Genomic DNA, 16,650 nt, shown 5'->3' with positions numbered 1-16,650 from the left:
GCTATTCGCTGGCCCCTTCCTATGAAGATGTTAGTTATTCCACAGTTCTACTCGCTCTTTCACAAGCTCGGTGAATCCTTTTTCCGCCTCTTCTGCTCCTGCTTTATCCAGCTCCGCCAGGAAGCTGTCAAACAGGGAATCAAATTTGGACGGATCCGCCAGAATGATCTCCGGAATACGTTTACGTGTGATTTCTTCTACTTTTTTGTTAATCACGTTAATATTGGAGTCTGACGGCCAGGAAATCAGATAAGATGCTCCCCATGGCTTTTCCTTGAACTCGTCCTTGCTTGGCCACAGATCTTTCCACATCTCTACACCATATGCCTTGAGCGTTTCTTTTTCAACAGCAGTGTAGTTTTTCTGAATCAGTTCAGGATAATTGGTTGTATAGTAGTTGCCGGATGGATCCTGAACACCATCACCGTAACGAACAGCCAGGTTCGCGTAGAGACCGATACCTACTTCTTTGGCAAAGTTAGCCTGATCGTTGATTTTGCGGTCCTGAACATCGTCAGGAATAACACGCTTACCGTCTTCTACATTATAATGTTCGCCTTCAATACCCCAGTTCAGCAGAACCTGTCCTTCGTCAGATGCCAGGTAATCCAGGAACTTAATCGCACGAACCGGATCTTCACAGGATGTCGTAATACCTACGCCCCATCCAGAAGCATAACCTGCACTTTGAAAAGCAGTATCTTTTGTCGTTTCATCAAGCTGTACCGGAAAACGTGCATACGTACGGTTTTCCTTGCCAGCTGTACGCAGTGCATTCGTTGCGTTTCCAAAGCCCCATTCTGCATCGATCAAACCAAGCACACGGCCGGAGGAAATTTTGGCTTCATATTGGTCTGTCTTCTGGACAAATGTTTCTTTATCCAACAATCCGATATCGTTCATGTGGTTCAGCCAGCGGAAGTACTCTCTTTCTTCTGGACGCTTATAGTGATACTGTGCTTCATAAGTGTCTTGATCGATCGTAAATTCACCTTCCTGCGGAGCGCCAGTGGACTGGAATGCAGGGTTTGTTACGGAAATCATAATTCTCCAGTCATCTGCATTCAGTGTCAGTGGAATCGTAGGCTGGCCGTCAATTGTTTTGTTCTTATCATAGTATTCTTTCAGGGCGTTCTCATAATCTTTAACGGTCTTGATTTCAGGATAGCCGAGTTCCTTCAGCACTTCATGCTGAATCTGGAACGTACCTCCTGCATCAAGAGCTTCATGACCGACTGCATTTAATGTAGGAAGTACGTAAATCGCTTCATCTTCGTTGTTCCATTTCAGACGATTCATGTAATCGCCGTACACTTTTTTAATGTTCGGTGCGTGCTCTTCAATCAGGTCTGTCAGATCAATAAACGCCCCCGCATCTACGAACAGGTTCGCATCGCCTTTAGGCCATACCAGATCTGGATACTCACCACTAGCTACCAGCAGCGGCAGCTTCTGATTGGAGCCGTCTACAGAAAACTCTGCCTGCAGGCTTACGCCGGTTGCTTCCGTAATTTTCTTGCCGACTGCATCCTGCATGTTGTTCCAATTCGGGTTCTGGTCCGCACCGTAAAAGCTGAATGTGATTGGCGCTGTACTTGTCTCTGTCTCAGCCGGCGTTTCAGTACTGCTTGCACCGTCTTCATTTCCGCCGCAAGCCGATAGGACCATACTAGCTGCCATCGTCAGGGCCAGCAGCATGGATGTTTTCTTTTTAAATTTCATTGATCTTACCCCCTATTTCATAAGTTGATATAATGAAAATGAAAACTATATTGTATAACAGGTCACCCTGTTGATACCAAGAATTAACTTTTTACCGCCCCTAGAGTCATACCTTTGACAAAATACTTCTGCAGGAACGGATATACCAGAAGAATGGGAACCGTGACGACGATCGTAATAGCCATCTTGATCGCCTCCGGCGACACCTGCTTCACCAGTTCAGCCATATTGCCTTGAGCAACTGCAGCAGCGGATCCCCCCGTGCCCTGCGTACTCGAGAGCACCTTCATTAATTCGAACTGAAGTGTGGTCAGATGCGGAGATTGGCCGTTGTACAGATAGGTGTCCAGCCAGGAGTTCCACTGGCCTACGGCCAGGAACAATGCTATGGTCGCCAGCACCGGCTTACAGAGCGGAAGAATGATCTTATAGTAAATTGTAAAATCATTCGCGCCGTCCAGCTTGGCCGACTCCTGAAGAGAGTACGGCAAACCGTCGATAAAGGAACGGATGACGAAAACGTTGAATGCGCTGACCATACCCGGAATGACATAAACCAGGAATGTATTCATCAGGTTCAGATCTCGGATCAGGATAAAGCCTGGAATCAATCCGCCTGAGAAGTACATGGTCAAGGCCAGAAACACGGAAATGAATTTTCTTCCCTGGAATTCGGTGCGGCTTAATACGTATCCCAGCATGGAACCGCTGATCAAGCCGAGCAGTGTTCCAACCAGTGTCCGAAGAACGGAAATTTTTGCACCGGTCAGCAGGCCTTCATATTGAAATATTTGAACATAGTTTTCTAGTGTAAACTCTCTGGGCCAGATATAGATGCCGCCGCGGACGGTATCTACCGAATCGTTCAATGAAATCGCAAGCACGTTCAGGAACGGATACAGCGTCACAATCAGAACGACAATCATGAAGGTGTAATTCGCTATATCAAAGATCCGGTCTCCCAATGTTGGTTTAAATACTGTGGATCTAGCCATGTTGTTCCCTCCTTACATGATGGACTGCTTCGCGAATTTTTTGAACGCTCCGTTAGCCAGGAGCAGCAGCAAAATACTGACAAGTGAGTTAAACATTCCGATGGCGGTACCGAACGAGAATCGACCCATTCCCAAACCATAGTTCAATGCGTACAGATCCAGAACCTCGGAGTAATCTACGACGAGCGGATTCCCGAGCAGGAACTGTTTCTCGAAGCCGATGCTGATCAGATGACCGATGGACATAATCAGCAGGATCGCAACCGTGGGTGCTATGCTTGGCAGTGTAATATGCCATATCTGCCGGATCCGGTTAGCACCATCCACCTTCGCTGCCTCAAACTGCTCTTGGTCGATGCCTGTAATGGCAGCCAGATAAATAATGGCGTTCCAGCCCATCGTCTTCCACAGCTCGGCACTCGTCACAATCGTCCAGAACCAGCTGCCTTTGGACATAAACGAAATGGGTGAGTCAGTAAAGCCCAAGCCCATCAAAAGCTGATTGACCGCTCCTCCTTCTACGGCCAGCATCTTGGTTACAATTCCCGCTACAACGACCCAAGATACGAAATGCGGCAGATAAGAGATCGTCTGCACCGTTCTCTTGAATACGCTTCCGCGGATCTCGTTCAAAAGGACTGCGAAAAGAATCGGCACCGTAAAGCCTACAATCAATCCCATAAAGCTCATCGCGAGTGTATTCCGCATAACCTGATAAAACTTCTCGTCTGAGAACAAGGCTACGAAATGATCGAAACCGACCCACTTTTGTTCCAGAATCCCTTTACCCGGACGATAGTTTTGAAAGGCCATCAGCCAGCCCCAGACCGGCATATAGCTGAATATAAAAACCACAATGATAAAGGGGATGGACATCCCATACAGTACTTTCTGCTCCTTGAAGGTGGCCCAAAACCCTCTTTTCTTTTTTGCGGTAGAATGCAGTTTTGTCTCTCCAGGTGTTACCGCTTTCAAGCCAACCACTCCCTTCTCTTTGTATACATTCATGATAATGGAAGCGCGATCATTGGAGTACCCACAGGATTGGCTTAAAAATCATATAGAAATTAGACATTACATACGGTGTGAGATGAAATCCCCTTTCCGCGCGAAAAAGGACGCATGACAAATGCGCCCTGTTCTTCTACTCCTCCGGCTCTTTGCGGTAATTTGATGGAGAAGTGCCAACGTATTTTTTGAATTTGCTGTGAAAATAATCTACATTACTGTATCCGACCTGCTCTGCCACATGGTATACCTTCATACCCTGCTTCAATAATTCCTTTGCCTTCTCCATCCTCACTTTATCAAGATAGGTGTTGAAATATTCTCCTGTCGTATTTTTGAACATTTTCCCCAGATATGCACTGTTATAATTAAAGACGGCTGCCAGCGATTCCAGCTTCAAATTCTCATTATAATTGCGGTCAATCAGGTCTAGAATTTTTTTCATTTCCTGGCCGCGGCTGTCCCTGACATCCTGCCCTGCCAGCATCTCCAGGAAAGAAATGGAATGCCTGCACAAGGCATACACATTCGGTTGACGGTATACGGCAGCGATATGGTCGCTGTACTCTTTCTCACTGGTACGTGACTGTAGTTCAGCACGATGGCGGGTCAGCTTTCCATACACAGCAGTCAGAAGCTCTACAAAGGCCCCCTTCATCTTCTCTTCTGTATATTGTTCCTGCATCATCGTCTCAGCGGCCGCATTCACCAGCGCGCTCAGCGTCTCCATCTGACCTGCATCAATGGCGTAGTACAGCTGATCTGTCACTGCACCGGATGAATAAGCAAGATCGCTATACCCGGTATGTTCACTGCCAAATCTCACAGAGTCAGGATATAAGAGAAGCTGGTCTTCATAAAAGAAACGCGCAGAGATCAGCTCACGCGCCGATCGATAAGCTGCCGGCAGTTCCTTCAAAGCACGAACCGGTGCACCTATAGCGAATACCGCTGTCAGTCCGCATTGTTGGACCGCCTCCTGTAGATGGGTCAACAGTTCCTTTCTTGAAGGCTCCCCCGACACCGGAACGGGCTGAAGAATGCCCAGACAGGATCGTGTGGAGAATACAATGCCCTCGCCATTCTGTTCATACTTTTCATAAAGCATCTGTTTGAGCGCGGCATCCCCCTCTGCCTCTGTTCCCTCTATTCCATGGATATACAAGAGAATCACCTGGTACTGATCCCAAAGGAGGTTCAGCTGCCCTGCCCTCTCCAGCCCCGAAGCATCCGCCGTACCTGCCGAGACAAGTTTTTGTATGAACCGCTCCCTCTCGCCTCCTGATGAGGTCATTTGAATCGCGTCCGATGTTTGCTCCTGCAATATTTTGTCCCGAATCTGGTACAGATAGTTTTCCAGTTCTTCTTCATCGACCGGCTTCAAGAGATAGCCATCGACGCCTTGGGATATCGCCCGCTTCGCATAGTCAAAATCAGCATAACCGCTCAGAATCAGCAGATGAACATCAGGGTCTGTTTCACGTATCGCCTCAATCAGCTGAATGCCGTCCATGCCCGGCATGCGAATATCCACCACCATGAGTCCTGGGTGAATCTGCTTATGCTTTTCCAAAGCCTCCATGCCGTTAGCTGCAGTATCCGCAATATGATAACCGATCTCACTCCAGGGAACTATACTCTTTAGGCCCTCTCGTAATTTGGGCTCATCATCAACAATCAGCACCTCGATCATATTCCATCTCCTCCTGCAGGTATGATAAATTGAATCGATGTTCCGACTAGTGGTTCACTGCAAATCTGTAAACCGGATTCCGATCCAAAGGCGAGCTGCAGCCTAACATGGACGTTTCGCAATCCAATACGCTCTCCTTCATGTTCATCCGGATCATTCAGGAAGTTTCTGATCTGCTCCTGCCTCTCCGGCTGAATCCCTGCTCCATTATCCTCCACCACAACACGCAGACTGCCGTTATCAAGCACCTCTACATGCACGCGTACGGTCGTTCCTTCCTGCTTATGATCCATACCGTGAATGACGGCGTTTTCCACCAGGGGCTGAATGATCAGCGGCGGAATTTGGACCGACTCTGCAGCCGGATCTACATCAAGTTCAAAAATCAGGCGATCCTCGTAACGGAATTTTTGAATATCCAGGTAACAACGGATCATCTCGATTTCTTCTTTGATCTTGATTTTACCGGTACCGATTTCAAGGTTGCTACGCATCATTCGGCCCAGCATGCGAACCACGTGGGCTATTTCTTTCTGCCCTTTAATATGGGCCTCCATCCGAATGGATTCTAGGGCATTGAACAAAAAGTGGGGGTTGATTTGGTTAGCCATCATTTTGAATTTAATTTCATTCTGCTTCTGCTCCATCATCCGCTTCTGATGATTAGACTCCTGCACCTCGTTCATCAATTCGTTGACACTGGATACCATGGAATTAAACTGACGGGACAGCTGGCCGATTTCATCTTTGCCGTCAATCTCCATCGATATTTGCAGATTTCCGGTTCCTACTTTCGTAATGTGTTTACTGAGACGCAGCAGCCGGTTGGAGATCAGGGATGAGAAGCTGTAAATGAGCAGAAGCATCAGCAGTAAACTGATCATAATTACTGTCAAAGCAAGCTTATTCGTGCGGTTGGCATCTTTCATAATGCTGTCGATTGAAAAAATAGAGATAATGCGCAATCCTTCATTATTGCTGTCCGGCATCAGCGGCTCAATCAGCACTTTGGAAGCTTCACCTTCAATGACCGACTCATAGATACCGCTTTGATTGTAGATCACTCCGGAATCGTCTTGAATATGATCCAGCGTACCGCCATTTAATTCGGGACGGTTTGAAGCCACAATTTGATTGTTATTGTCCACCAGTATGGTATCGAAGGTTTCCTGCGTTAATATCGTTTCCAGCAGACGCGAGCTCACATTAATAACCAGCACGCCGCGGTTGTCGCGGCTGCCAAGGTCAACTCCCTTAATCAGGCTGAGATATTGTTTATGATCCCGTTCATCCGTAATATACTCCCATCGGATTAAACCAATATTTTCTTCAGCCGACTGGAACCACTTCATCCCCTTGACTTCCGGCTGCGGATATATAAACTCCCAGTTGTTCAGCATCGTAGGATTCTCACTATAAAAACGGATGTTGGAAATTTCTTTATACATCTGAATCGCCAGGCGCAGATCGGGATACTCCCGGTAAGCTTTCACAACTTCGGATACACTTTCATATTGCTGATTAGCCAGGTTCTTCAGCCTTTCATCATAGGAAAGCCGGTAAGAAAGATCATCTGCCACATTGGTGACTTCAAGCGTTCTCTTCTTAACCCTCTCTACATTCTGTTTAGCCAGCTCAAGTGCGTTGTCAAAAGAGAAACTCCGCAATTCACCGGTCAAAAATATCGCTATGATGGCCATGGGAACAAAGCCTACCACGATAAAAGAAAGGATCAGCTTGCTGCGAATCTTCATATCATTAATCTGTTGAACAAAATACGTCAACATAAGCCTGTCCACTCCTGTCTGTTCTGACACCGGCATATGTGTAAACGTTTACATGCAAACCAGGATTCACTGCCGTAAACTAATTATATTCTACTGTCAGAATACGACAAGACCCTTGCTGCTCCTAAATAGGGAACAGCCCGGCTGCCGGCTGTCGGCCGGTCCGGGCTTATTCCATCTTAGTGCGGGTAATCACCAGTCAAACTTGCTATTTCAAGGTGACCGTAAACTCTTGGGATGACTGTCCTGCTTCGATCTGAATTGTACCATCCGCAAGAGTCACACCCTTGCCTTCCACATCCTGAACAGTATCCATACCGTGCAGCTGTACCGTGAATGCTTTACCTGCGCCTTCGGCGGTGAACACCACACGGCTGCCCTGGCGGACCGCACGTACGGTCAGCTCAGGCTGGCCTTTCATGCTGCGGACCACAACTTCTGCTTCTTTCCCGTCTTCCAGCACGTAAAGATTTAAGCTTACGTCATTCGCATAGTCGTAATCCGGACGGGTATGGTCCTTGCCTCTTGCCAGGAAAGAATTATGGCGTACGTAAATCGGGAGTCCCAGGAAATCATACGTTTCCTTTTTCCAGATGCCGCCTTCCACCGTTTCACCAGTCAGCAGGTGCGTCCATGTGCCATGCGGCAGGTAATAGGTCACTTCTCCAATTTCGCTGAGCACCGGTGCCACCAGCAGAGAGCTTCCCAGCATATATTGACGGTCCAGCAGCTCGACAGCCGGATCATTCGGATATTCAAGCAGCATCGCGCGCATGCTTGGAATTCCCTTCTCCGATGCTTCCACCGCTGTATCGAACAGATACGGCATGAGACTGCACTTCAGCTTTGTGAAGAAGCGCGTTACATCTACCGCTTCCTCATCATATGCCCAAGGCACTCTGTAGGAGGTGCTGCCGTGCAGACGGCTGTGACTGGAGAGCAGGCCGAAGGCCAGCCAGCGTTTGAATACATGGGCCGGTGCCGTGTTTTCAAATCCGCCGATATCATGGCTCCAGAAACCGAAGCCGCCCAGGCCGAGCGAGAGGCCTCCGCGAAGGCTTTCCGCCATCGACTCATAATCCGCATAACAGTCTCCGCCCCAGTGTACAGGGAACTGCTGCCCGCCGACCGTAGCAGAACGTGCGAACACTGCAGCTTCGTTCTTGCCAAACTTCTCTACCAGCAGATCGAATACTACTTTATTGTAAAGCTGGGTATAGTAATTGTGCATTTTATGCGGATCAGAGCCATCGAAATAAACAACATCGGTCGGAATCCGCTCACCAAAGTCGGTCTTGAAGCTGTCTACGCCCATATCTGCCAGCTCGCCTAAATAACCGGCAAACCATTCGCAGGCCTCTGGATTCGTGAAGTCCACCAGCGCCATGCCTGGCTGCCACATATTCCACTGCCAGACGTCGCCGTTACGCTTTTTCACGAAATAGCCTTTTTCTTTCCCTTCTTCAAACAGACGGGAGCGCTGAGCAATGTACGGGTTGATCCAGACGCAGATCTTGAGTCCCTTTTCTTTCAGCCGCTTCAACATGCCCTGCGGGTCCGGAAACACTTCCTCATCCCACTTAAAGTCTGTCCATTGGAACCCTTTCATCCAGAAGCAGTCAAAATGGAATACATGCAGCGGGATATCCCGCTCAATCATGCCATCGACAAAAGCATTGACCGTCGCTTCATCATATTGGGTTGTGAATGAAGTCGACAGCCACAGGCCAAAGGTCCATGCCGGCGGAAGCGCAGGCTTTCCGGTCAATGTCGTATACTTCTCCAGCACACCCTTCGGATCTGGTCCGTCAATGATGAAATATTCCATGGATTCGCCTTGAACGCTGAATTGAACTTTTTTGACCTTTTCGGAACCCACCTCAAAAGAAACCAGATCCGGCTGGTTTACAAATACACCGTAGCCTTTATTACTAATATAGAACGGAATGTTCTTATAGGCCTGCTCGGAGCTTGTGCCGCCGTCTGCATTCCAAATATCCACGACCTGACCGTTCTTGACAAAAGGCGTGAAGCGTTCACCCAGGCCGTAAATCCATTCGCCTACACCCAGATCCAGCTCTTCGCGCATGTAGCCCTTGCCGCCGGTCTCTTCAACATGTGCGATCGATTTAAAGCCGCTGCCGGTAATCCGGTCCTCTCCACGATAGAAATGAACAGACCACTGCGGGCCTTTTTGAATCACAACGCTAAGATTGCCGCTCCGAAGAACTGCTTTCTCTTCTGTTTCTTCAATGACGGCATGGCTGCCGCTGTCTTTATACAGCTCGAAGGCAGGACCGTGATCTTGAACCCCGGCGTAATGAATCAGCTTGACGCCGATTACGCCTGGAGCTGGTGAATGAAACTGCACTGTAATGAGCTGTGTATTAATCATCGCGCCCCGGCCGGGAATCGGTGTTGTCGACGCATAAGCTGTCAGTGTGTTATCACGTATATCAAAATCATGGGCTTGTACTGCCCCCGAAACGGTAAACCCTTCGCGGATCATCCAGTTTCCATCCGTAAATTTCATAAAACTAACCGCCTCTCCTGTTTATCATTCAATGTGTAAGCGCTATAATGTCATTATACTGATATCATGGACACAAAACTAACAGGATTCCATGCTTTTATAGCATAATATTGATACAAACTAATTTTTTGTTATATTTAGAATGAAGTTAAGCTTGAACCATCTTATTGCGGAGGTGACAAGTGATTCTGAAGAAGCGGCAGCGTCCGCCTTTGCCTCCGAAATGCAACCATAGATCATAATTCCAAGCATTTTGGAGGCAACAGCGGTCGTAAGAACACTTGCCATCGCAGCCACCGGAGAGGAAACTATTAACTTCAGTCTGTATAACAAGTAATTAAGGAGGCCCATTTATGGACCAGAGTTTACGACTCTCCTTGAAAGAAATGCAGATGCATGGAGATGCACGCTTCCCTTTTGAAATCTATGAATACCATTTCCCGCCGGGCGCTCATGTTGTCGATTCCCACTGGCATCCGGAAAATGAAATTTTCACCGTGCTGGAGGGTGAAGTACTGTTTCAGATTGATACGGAGATGATCCACGTACAGGCGGGTGAGTCTGTCATGATCGATGGCGGGGATATTCATACCGGCCATGCGAAAGGCAGCCGCGGCTGCCGGTTCCGGGCGATGGTATTTGACCCTTCCCTGCTGGCAAGTTCGGGATACGACGTGATTCAGGAAGAAACGGTTCTCCCTTTCCAGGAACGAAAAGCGACAATTCCCCGCTGGATCAGCCCAGTGCAGCACCCAGAGCTGGCGGCACAGATCAAGGCTATGATGTCAGCAGCGACAGAGCGCCTTCCAGGATATCAGGCTGCTATCAAGGGCCGCCTGCTTGTCCTTCTGTCCCAGGCTGCTGCCGCGAACTTCCTGGTTAACCGCAGCCGAAGCGCAGATCACAGCCGAAGCCGGACTGAACGACTGAAGAAGGTGATCGCCTTCATTCAATCTCATTACCAGCAGCCGATCCGTCTTGGCGAACTTTCCGCCCTGATTCCGATGAGCGAAGGCCAATTCTGCCGGTTCTTCAAAAGCATGACCGGCCAGACTCCGATGGATTATATTAATTCCTACCGGGTCCGTGTAGCTGCAGGAATGCTGCAGGATCATGAACGAAAAATATCCGATATCGCCATGGATGTCGGATTTGGCCATATCAGTTATTTCGTCAGAGTATTCCGCCGGTTTATGGGATGCACCCCGTCACAATTCCGGAAAAAACAGGGTGTCTAGCCGGCAAGATCTTTTTTATCATATATCACTACCACACGCTGCTATAAAAATGGTAAACTGAAATAAGATCATTTCATGTGCGATCGGTTCAATATCAGAACAGCGAGGTTAGGATGGACCATGAGAGGGGCAGGATAGACGTATAGTCTCCCATGGGAGCCAGCCCTGTTCTAATCGATAAAGACCATTATCCTTTGCTACATAAGGTCCACCTTATTTAATGATTGATTGTTTAAATGGACACGAAGGCAGTGATTCCTCACTGTCTCGTATTAAATATTGTTTCCATTCATAATTATTTTCCGCTCCGATCTGATCAAGATCACAATGGGGCGGGATGATCACTAAGATCCGTAGGCCTCAGGAGACGGCTCCATTCGACTGCGCCCTGATGTTCGATGTCCGACAATATTATCCATAGAGAGGAATACTTTTACATTATGTCCAAGCCTTTATTAAACGAGAAGATACAGAGTACGCCACCAGCCCGCAAACCCAAGCCCTCCTCTCCTCCAGTCCGCGTCTTTGCTCTTGGCGGTTTGGGAGAAATCGGCAAGAATATGTATGCCGTAGAATTTCGAAATGAGATTATTATTATAGATGCCGGGCTCAAGTTCCCGGATGCCGAAATGAGCGGTGTCGACTACATTATTCCTGACATCCGCTATTTGATTGAAAATAAAAACAAAATCAAGGGCCTGTTCCTGACCCACGGTCATGAAGATCATATCGGAGCAATTCCTTACGTACTGCGGCAGATTCAAATGCCGATTTATGGCGGTCCGCTTACGATTGGCCTGGTCCGTACCAAACTGGAGGAACATCGTCTATTGGATCAGAGTGATCTGCGAGTGTTTCATGAGACTGACAAGTTCTCATTCAAACATCTGGCCGTTCATTTCTTCCGCACCACACACAGTATTCCCGATGCTTATGGTGTTGTTGTAGAAACGCCTTATGGGCCGATCGTGCACACAGGTGATTTTAAATTTGATTTTACGCCAGAGGACAAGCCTGCTGATATCCATAAAATTATGAGCCTCGGCAAGCGGGGTGTGCTTGCACTGCTTGCAGACAGTACGAACAGTGAACGAGAAGGCTTTACTCCCTCTGAACGTACCGTGGGGCAATCGATATTAAAACAATTTCAGGAAAGTCCGGGAAGAGTTTTATTCGCCACGTTTGCATCCAATGTGCATCGTCTCCAGCAGGTTGTAGAAGCCGCCATCCAGACGAACCGGAAGCTGGCTATTGTCGGCCGCAGCATGGAGAAGGTGTTTACCATCGGCCAGGAACTCGGTTACATTCGCATACCTGACGGTATGATGATTGATGCGAAGTCCGTTAACCGCTACCGGGACCATCAGGTGGTCGTGATCTGTACCGGGAGTCAAGGAGAGCCGAACGCAGCACTGACGCGCATCGCTTCAGGAGCTCACCGCTCCATTCAGATTCATCCGGATGATACCGTCATTTTTTCTTCGTCACCGATTCCAGGCAATACACAAAATGTGAACCGCAGTATTGATCTGTTAATGCGTGCAGGTGCAGAGGTCCGTTACGGATCGATTCTGGACATTCATACCTCCGGCCACGGCTGCCGTGAAGATCTCAAGCTTATGCTCAGCAGCATTCGTCCCAAGTATTTTGTCCCGATTCACGGAGAATACCGGATGCTGCTTAACCACCGCAAGCTCGCCATGGACGTCGGCGTTCCGGAGAATAACGTGTACCTGCTGAACATCGGCAACACGCTTTCTCTCTTCCGCAACGGCGCCCGCAAAGGACGCAACATTCCATCGGGTGATGTATATATCAATAACGGTGAGCTTCGCACCCATGAGAAGGAGCTGCTGGAAGAACGTGTTCAGCTTGCCCATGACGGCGTCGTGATCGTAGCTATGACGCTGAATCGTGAGACCCGGAAGCTGATGGCCGGACCGGAGCTGATTACACGAGGATTTGTCTATATGCAGGACTCCAAGCCTCTGCTGCGTCGTGCAGAAGCTATGCTCCGCAAGCATCTTAACAAGGCGGGAGAACAGCGTGATTATGATCAGACGGCATGGGAGCAGATGACCACATCCACGTTAAACCGCTATTTCAAAAGAGAACTCGGGCGCAGCCCGTTCATTATGCCCTCCATCATGGAGGTTTAACTGAAACAAAAAATAAGACGGTGTCAGGGAGTTTATCCCGGCACCGTCTTTTTTGCTGCGCTCTATCGCTGCTGGAGGAAGCGTTCAGTCTGCCAGCTCTATACCTTTGGTTTCTTTTCCTAATAATAGCACTGCGAAGGCACCCACCAATATGGTCAAGAAAAACATGATAAAAATCGCGGGGATAGCAGTTCCGTTCTCCTTCATCACCCCTACCAGCAGCGGGGCAATGACTCCACCGATCCGGCCGAATGATGTTGCAAGACCTACACCGGTAGAGCGTATACGGGTCGGGTACAGTTCTGGTGTATAGGCATACAGACCGCCCCATGCTCCCAGATTGAAGAAGGACAAACAAATGCCAGCGGCCAGCAGCATATTTACTGACTCTGCATAACCGAACCAGAACGCACTGAGCCCAGTAAATATTAAATAGGTAACAAGCACAAACTTGCGGCCGAACTTTTCAATAAAATAAGCTGCGGTAAAATACCCGGGAAGCTGGGCCAGCGTCATAATCAGCACATATTGAAAGCTTTTGACCAGACTGAAGCCCTTGTCGAGCATAACCGTAGGCAGCCATAAAAACATGCCATAGTAAGAAAACACAACGGTAAACCACAGCACCCAGAGCATAATCGTCGTCTTCCGGTGCTGTCCGGACCACACTGATTTCACCCGTTCGGATAACGACAGACGCCGCGCCTTCTTCTGCTTCAAATACCTTGGAGGATCCTCAATGGCACGCCTCAAGTATAAAGCGTACAGTGCAGGCAGCGCACCGATGACAAATGCTGTACGCCAGCCGTAGTCAGGAATGACAAAGTAGGCAATGAGCGCCGATAAAATCCAGCCCGCTGCCCAAAAGCTTTCCAGCAGCACAACCGAACGTCCCCGGTCTTCCACCGGCATGCTCTCCGACACCAGGGTTGAAGCCACCGGCAGCTCGCCTCCAAGTCCAAGGCCAGCAATGAATCGCAGCAAGCAAAGCACCACAAAGCCTGTGGCAAGTGCGGAAAGTCCGCTTGCGACAGAAAATATCAACAGCGTCCACAGCATAATATTCTTACGTCCGTATTTGTCTGCGAGAATACCTGCCAGCATGGCGCCAAAAACCATTCCGATCGAGGTACTGCTCGCCAGTACGCCTACCTCCTGTGATCCCAGTGCCCATTCTTTCGCCAAGGCAGCGACGATAAATGAAATGATGCCGACATCCATCGCATCGAACATCCAGCTCAGACCGGCACTGAACAGAAGTTTACGCTGTTTCGGATTTCTTATGATCTTCGTACTCATGATCAGCCCTCCTTGCTTCTATATTATGTTGATACTAAACGAGCTTTAGCATGCATCCCGAATATTAAATTCAGGAAGATGTCGTTCGGGCATCCGAAACTGCAGGAAGCGTAACCTTAATGGTGGTACCCTCACCTGGTTTGCTATTCACATGAACAGAGCCCTGATGTTCTTCAATCATTTTTTTGCTGATCATAAAACCGAGCCCGGTCCCCTTCTCTTTCGTTGTATAAAACGGTTCTCCCAGCCGTGACAAGATAGAATCCGGCATGCCGCAGCCCTCATCCGTGAAATAAATATGCAGCTCCCCGGGACTGCCGCCATCCATGCGGATCGTTATTGTACCGCCGCTCGCCATAGATTCCACCGCATTTTTGATAAAATTGATGAACACCTGCTTCATTTGATTTTCATCACACTGCACATAGGGAGCGTTCAAATCAAAATCCGTCTGGATCTCCACATTGTTCAGAATCGCCTGGGTATTTAACAAGGTAATAACCTGTTCCAGCAGCAGCCGGATATCCTTGGATTCGTATTTGATGCTCTGCGGCTTGGCTAGAATCAATAACTCACCCAATATCAATTCGATGCGCTCAATCTCCGAGGAAATGATATCGAAATACTGTTGTTTGCTTCCGTAACCGGTTCGCAGCAGCTGAACAAACCCTTTTATCGATGTCATCGGATTCCGTATTTCATGGGCAATACCTGCTGCCAGCTGACCCGCAATAGACAGCTTGTCTGACTGGATCATCATGGACTCCGCATAGTCACTGGCCCGCTTCTGTTCCGTCAAATCCTGAAGATATACTATATATCCTACAGGTGCCCCATCCTTCTCCGTAACCGATTGCAAGGTAAAAGAAACCCAGACGATGTGTCCCAGTTTGTGTATTAATCGCACTTCCGTCTCATAAGTATATGGCTCATCTTTCGCCCACTCCGAACGATATAAGGGATTAAGGATGGCATCATCAGGGTGAACCCATTCCTCATAATAATGGTGGATAAGTTCCTCTGCCTCGTATCCCAGCATCAAGCAGGCCGAAGGATTCACATTTTGAATACGGCCATCCGGACTGAGACATGCCATACCCATCGGTGAGCTCTCCAATGCCTGCAGCATCATCTTCTTCCAGAGGCCTTCATCATCAATCATGATCCGAACGTTCCTCCATTCTCGTTGTACAATCATTTTTACTTACATTCGAGGCTGTCCAGCCGTTCTCCTTCTCCGAACGCATTCAAACAAGATTTTTATCTGAAGATGTCGTAAAAAAACTCATTCTGTCGCATCGTGCCGAGACTTATAACGAACCGTTTTATAGAGATGGAAATTTGAATAAAATGGTTTTAATTAACCTTGAACAACGTACCAATTTCGTTTATTGTGAAAGAAGCAAGAGCGCGACATCATAGAGTACGTACATGTAAGACCGTTAAAAGGAGTTTGCGAGAATGTCAACGGAACAAGATATTTGGATCGTGCTTACAGGCACGGGTACCTGGTTCAGCCGTATGATCCAATGCTTTACAAACGCCCCTCTGAATCACGCATCGATCGCGTTTGATTCCGAACTGCGCGAAGTTTACAGCTTTGGCCGCAAACAAGCGAACAATCCGTTCAGCGGCGGAATGGTTTGCGAGAATCTGCGCTCACCGTTTTTTTATTCCTCCCAATGCGCTGTGTATCGCTGCGCTGTCAGCAAGAGAGACTATGACCGAATGTATCATCTCGTTCAGCAGATGATGGATCATCAGGATATGTATAAATATAACCTGCTGGGTCTGCTGGGAATCTTGTTCAGGCTTCATATTGACCGGGATAATGCCTACTTTTGCTCACACTTCGTAGCTACCGTTTTTGAACAAGCCGGAATCCGCCCTGTCGATAAACCGCCTCATCTAGTCACACCTGGGGATTTCTCCAACTCCCCGCAGCTGCAAGAATTATATCATGGACCCCTGCATGGATACCTCAAGAATATGCCTTTATCCATTTCATCTCACACGGCCTCCTCCTTCTCATCTCCTGCAGAACACAGCGACCGGGGAAAACTCATTCGCATTGGTACGTGATCGGAACTGCACAGGAATAGTGAACACAAAAAAGGAGGAGCCTGTATAAACTGTACCCTACAAGATGGACACTTTGAAAAAAGTCATCTTGTAGGTTTTTTTGTGTACAATAAAGAAAAAACGAGCGGCGGTCG

Annotated in this window: 12 protein-coding genes; 3 read left to right on the top strand and 9 right to left on the bottom strand. The window is 48.3% G+C overall.

Features of this window, described 5'->3' with window-relative positions; translation table 11 throughout:
* Positions 1-30: 30 nt before the first annotated feature.
* The 6 genes from HII30_RS15775 to yicI all read right to left on the bottom strand — a co-directional run bounded on the left by HII30_RS15775 (position 31) and on the right by yicI (position 9,738).
* The gene (locus HII30_RS15775) at positions 31-1,722 is read right to left on the bottom strand and encodes an ABC transporter substrate-binding protein (RefSeq protein ID WP_169506010.1); all 1,692 of its coding nucleotides are present in this window, start codon (positions 1,720-1,722) and stop codon (positions 31-33) included.
* An 83-nt stretch (positions 1,723-1,805) separates the two neighbouring features.
* Positions 1,806-2,717, bottom strand: a complete 912-nt coding sequence (locus HII30_RS15770) for a carbohydrate ABC transporter permease (RefSeq protein ID WP_169506009.1) — start codon at positions 2,715-2,717, stop codon at positions 1,806-1,808.
* A 12-nt stretch (positions 2,718-2,729) separates the two neighbouring features.
* Positions 2,730-3,692 (bottom strand): ABC transporter permease, encoded by a 963-nt coding sequence (locus HII30_RS15765; protein WP_425496002.1) that lies wholly within the window; start codon positions 3,690-3,692, stop codon positions 2,730-2,732.
* A gap of 169 nt (positions 3,693-3,861) precedes the next feature.
* Positions 3,862-5,418 carry a response regulator transcription factor gene (locus HII30_RS15760; RefSeq protein WP_169506007.1) on the bottom strand — a complete coding sequence of 519 codons (1,557 nt, stop codon included), beginning with the start codon at positions 5,416-5,418 and terminating at the stop codon, positions 3,862-3,864.
* A complete protein-coding gene (locus tag HII30_RS15755; RefSeq protein WP_169506006.1) occupies positions 5,415-7,205 on the bottom strand; it encodes a sensor histidine kinase in 1,791 nt (596 codons plus the stop codon). Before HII30_RS15755 ends, HII30_RS15760 begins: the two co-directional genes overlap by 4 nt.
* A gap of 208 nt (positions 7,206-7,413) precedes the next feature.
* A complete protein-coding gene (gene yicI / locus HII30_RS15750) occupies positions 7,414-9,738 on the bottom strand; it encodes an alpha-xylosidase (protein WP_169506005.1) in 2,325 nt (774 codons plus the stop codon).
* A 353-nt stretch (positions 9,739-10,091) separates the two neighbouring features.
* On the opposite strand from yicI, the gene HII30_RS15745 reads away from it, so the two are divergent.
* Positions 10,092-10,976 carry a helix-turn-helix transcriptional regulator gene (locus tag HII30_RS15745; protein WP_169506004.1) on the top strand — a complete coding sequence of 295 codons (885 nt, stop codon included), beginning with the start codon at positions 10,092-10,094 and terminating at the stop codon, positions 10,974-10,976.
* 213 nt (positions 10,977-11,189) lie between these two features.
* Here the strand turns inward: HII30_RS15745 and HII30_RS21670 are convergent, their stop codons facing one another.
* A complete protein-coding gene (locus HII30_RS21670) occupies positions 11,190-11,321 on the bottom strand; it encodes a YqcI/YcgG family protein (RefSeq protein WP_343045119.1) in 132 nt (43 codons plus the stop codon).
* A 95-nt stretch (positions 11,322-11,416) separates the two neighbouring features.
* Between HII30_RS21670 and rnjA the strand changes: the two genes are divergently transcribed.
* Positions 11,417-13,135 carry a ribonuclease J1 gene (gene rnjA / locus HII30_RS15735; RefSeq protein ID WP_169506003.1) on the top strand — a complete coding sequence of 573 codons (1,719 nt, stop codon included), beginning with the start codon at positions 11,417-11,419 and terminating at the stop codon, positions 13,133-13,135.
* Positions 13,136-13,219: 84 nt separating this feature from the next.
* Here the strand turns inward: rnjA and HII30_RS15730 are convergent, their stop codons facing one another.
* Entirely contained in the window at positions 13,220-14,434 is a 1,215-nt protein-coding gene (locus HII30_RS15730; RefSeq protein ID WP_211184634.1) for an MFS transporter, read from the bottom strand.
* A gap of 70 nt (positions 14,435-14,504) precedes the next feature.
* A complete protein-coding gene (locus HII30_RS15725; protein WP_246246525.1) occupies positions 14,505-15,632 on the bottom strand; it encodes an ATP-binding protein in 1,128 nt (375 codons plus the stop codon).
* A gap of 263 nt (positions 15,633-15,895) precedes the next feature.
* On the opposite strand from HII30_RS15725, the gene HII30_RS15720 reads away from it, so the two are divergent.
* The gene (locus HII30_RS15720) at positions 15,896-16,516 is read left to right on the top strand and encodes a hypothetical protein (RefSeq protein ID WP_169506001.1); all 621 of its coding nucleotides are present in this window, start codon (positions 15,896-15,898) and stop codon (positions 16,514-16,516) included.
* Positions 16,517-16,650 lie beyond the last annotated feature (134 nt).

The organism is Paenibacillus lemnae (assembly GCF_012933385.1).
GTDB classification, from domain to species: domain Bacteria; phylum Bacillota; class Bacilli; order Paenibacillales; family Paenibacillaceae; genus Paenibacillus_AQ; species Paenibacillus_AQ lemnae.
Note: the sequence above shows the minus strand (reverse complement) of the source record. Positions and strands in the feature narration are given on the sequence as shown.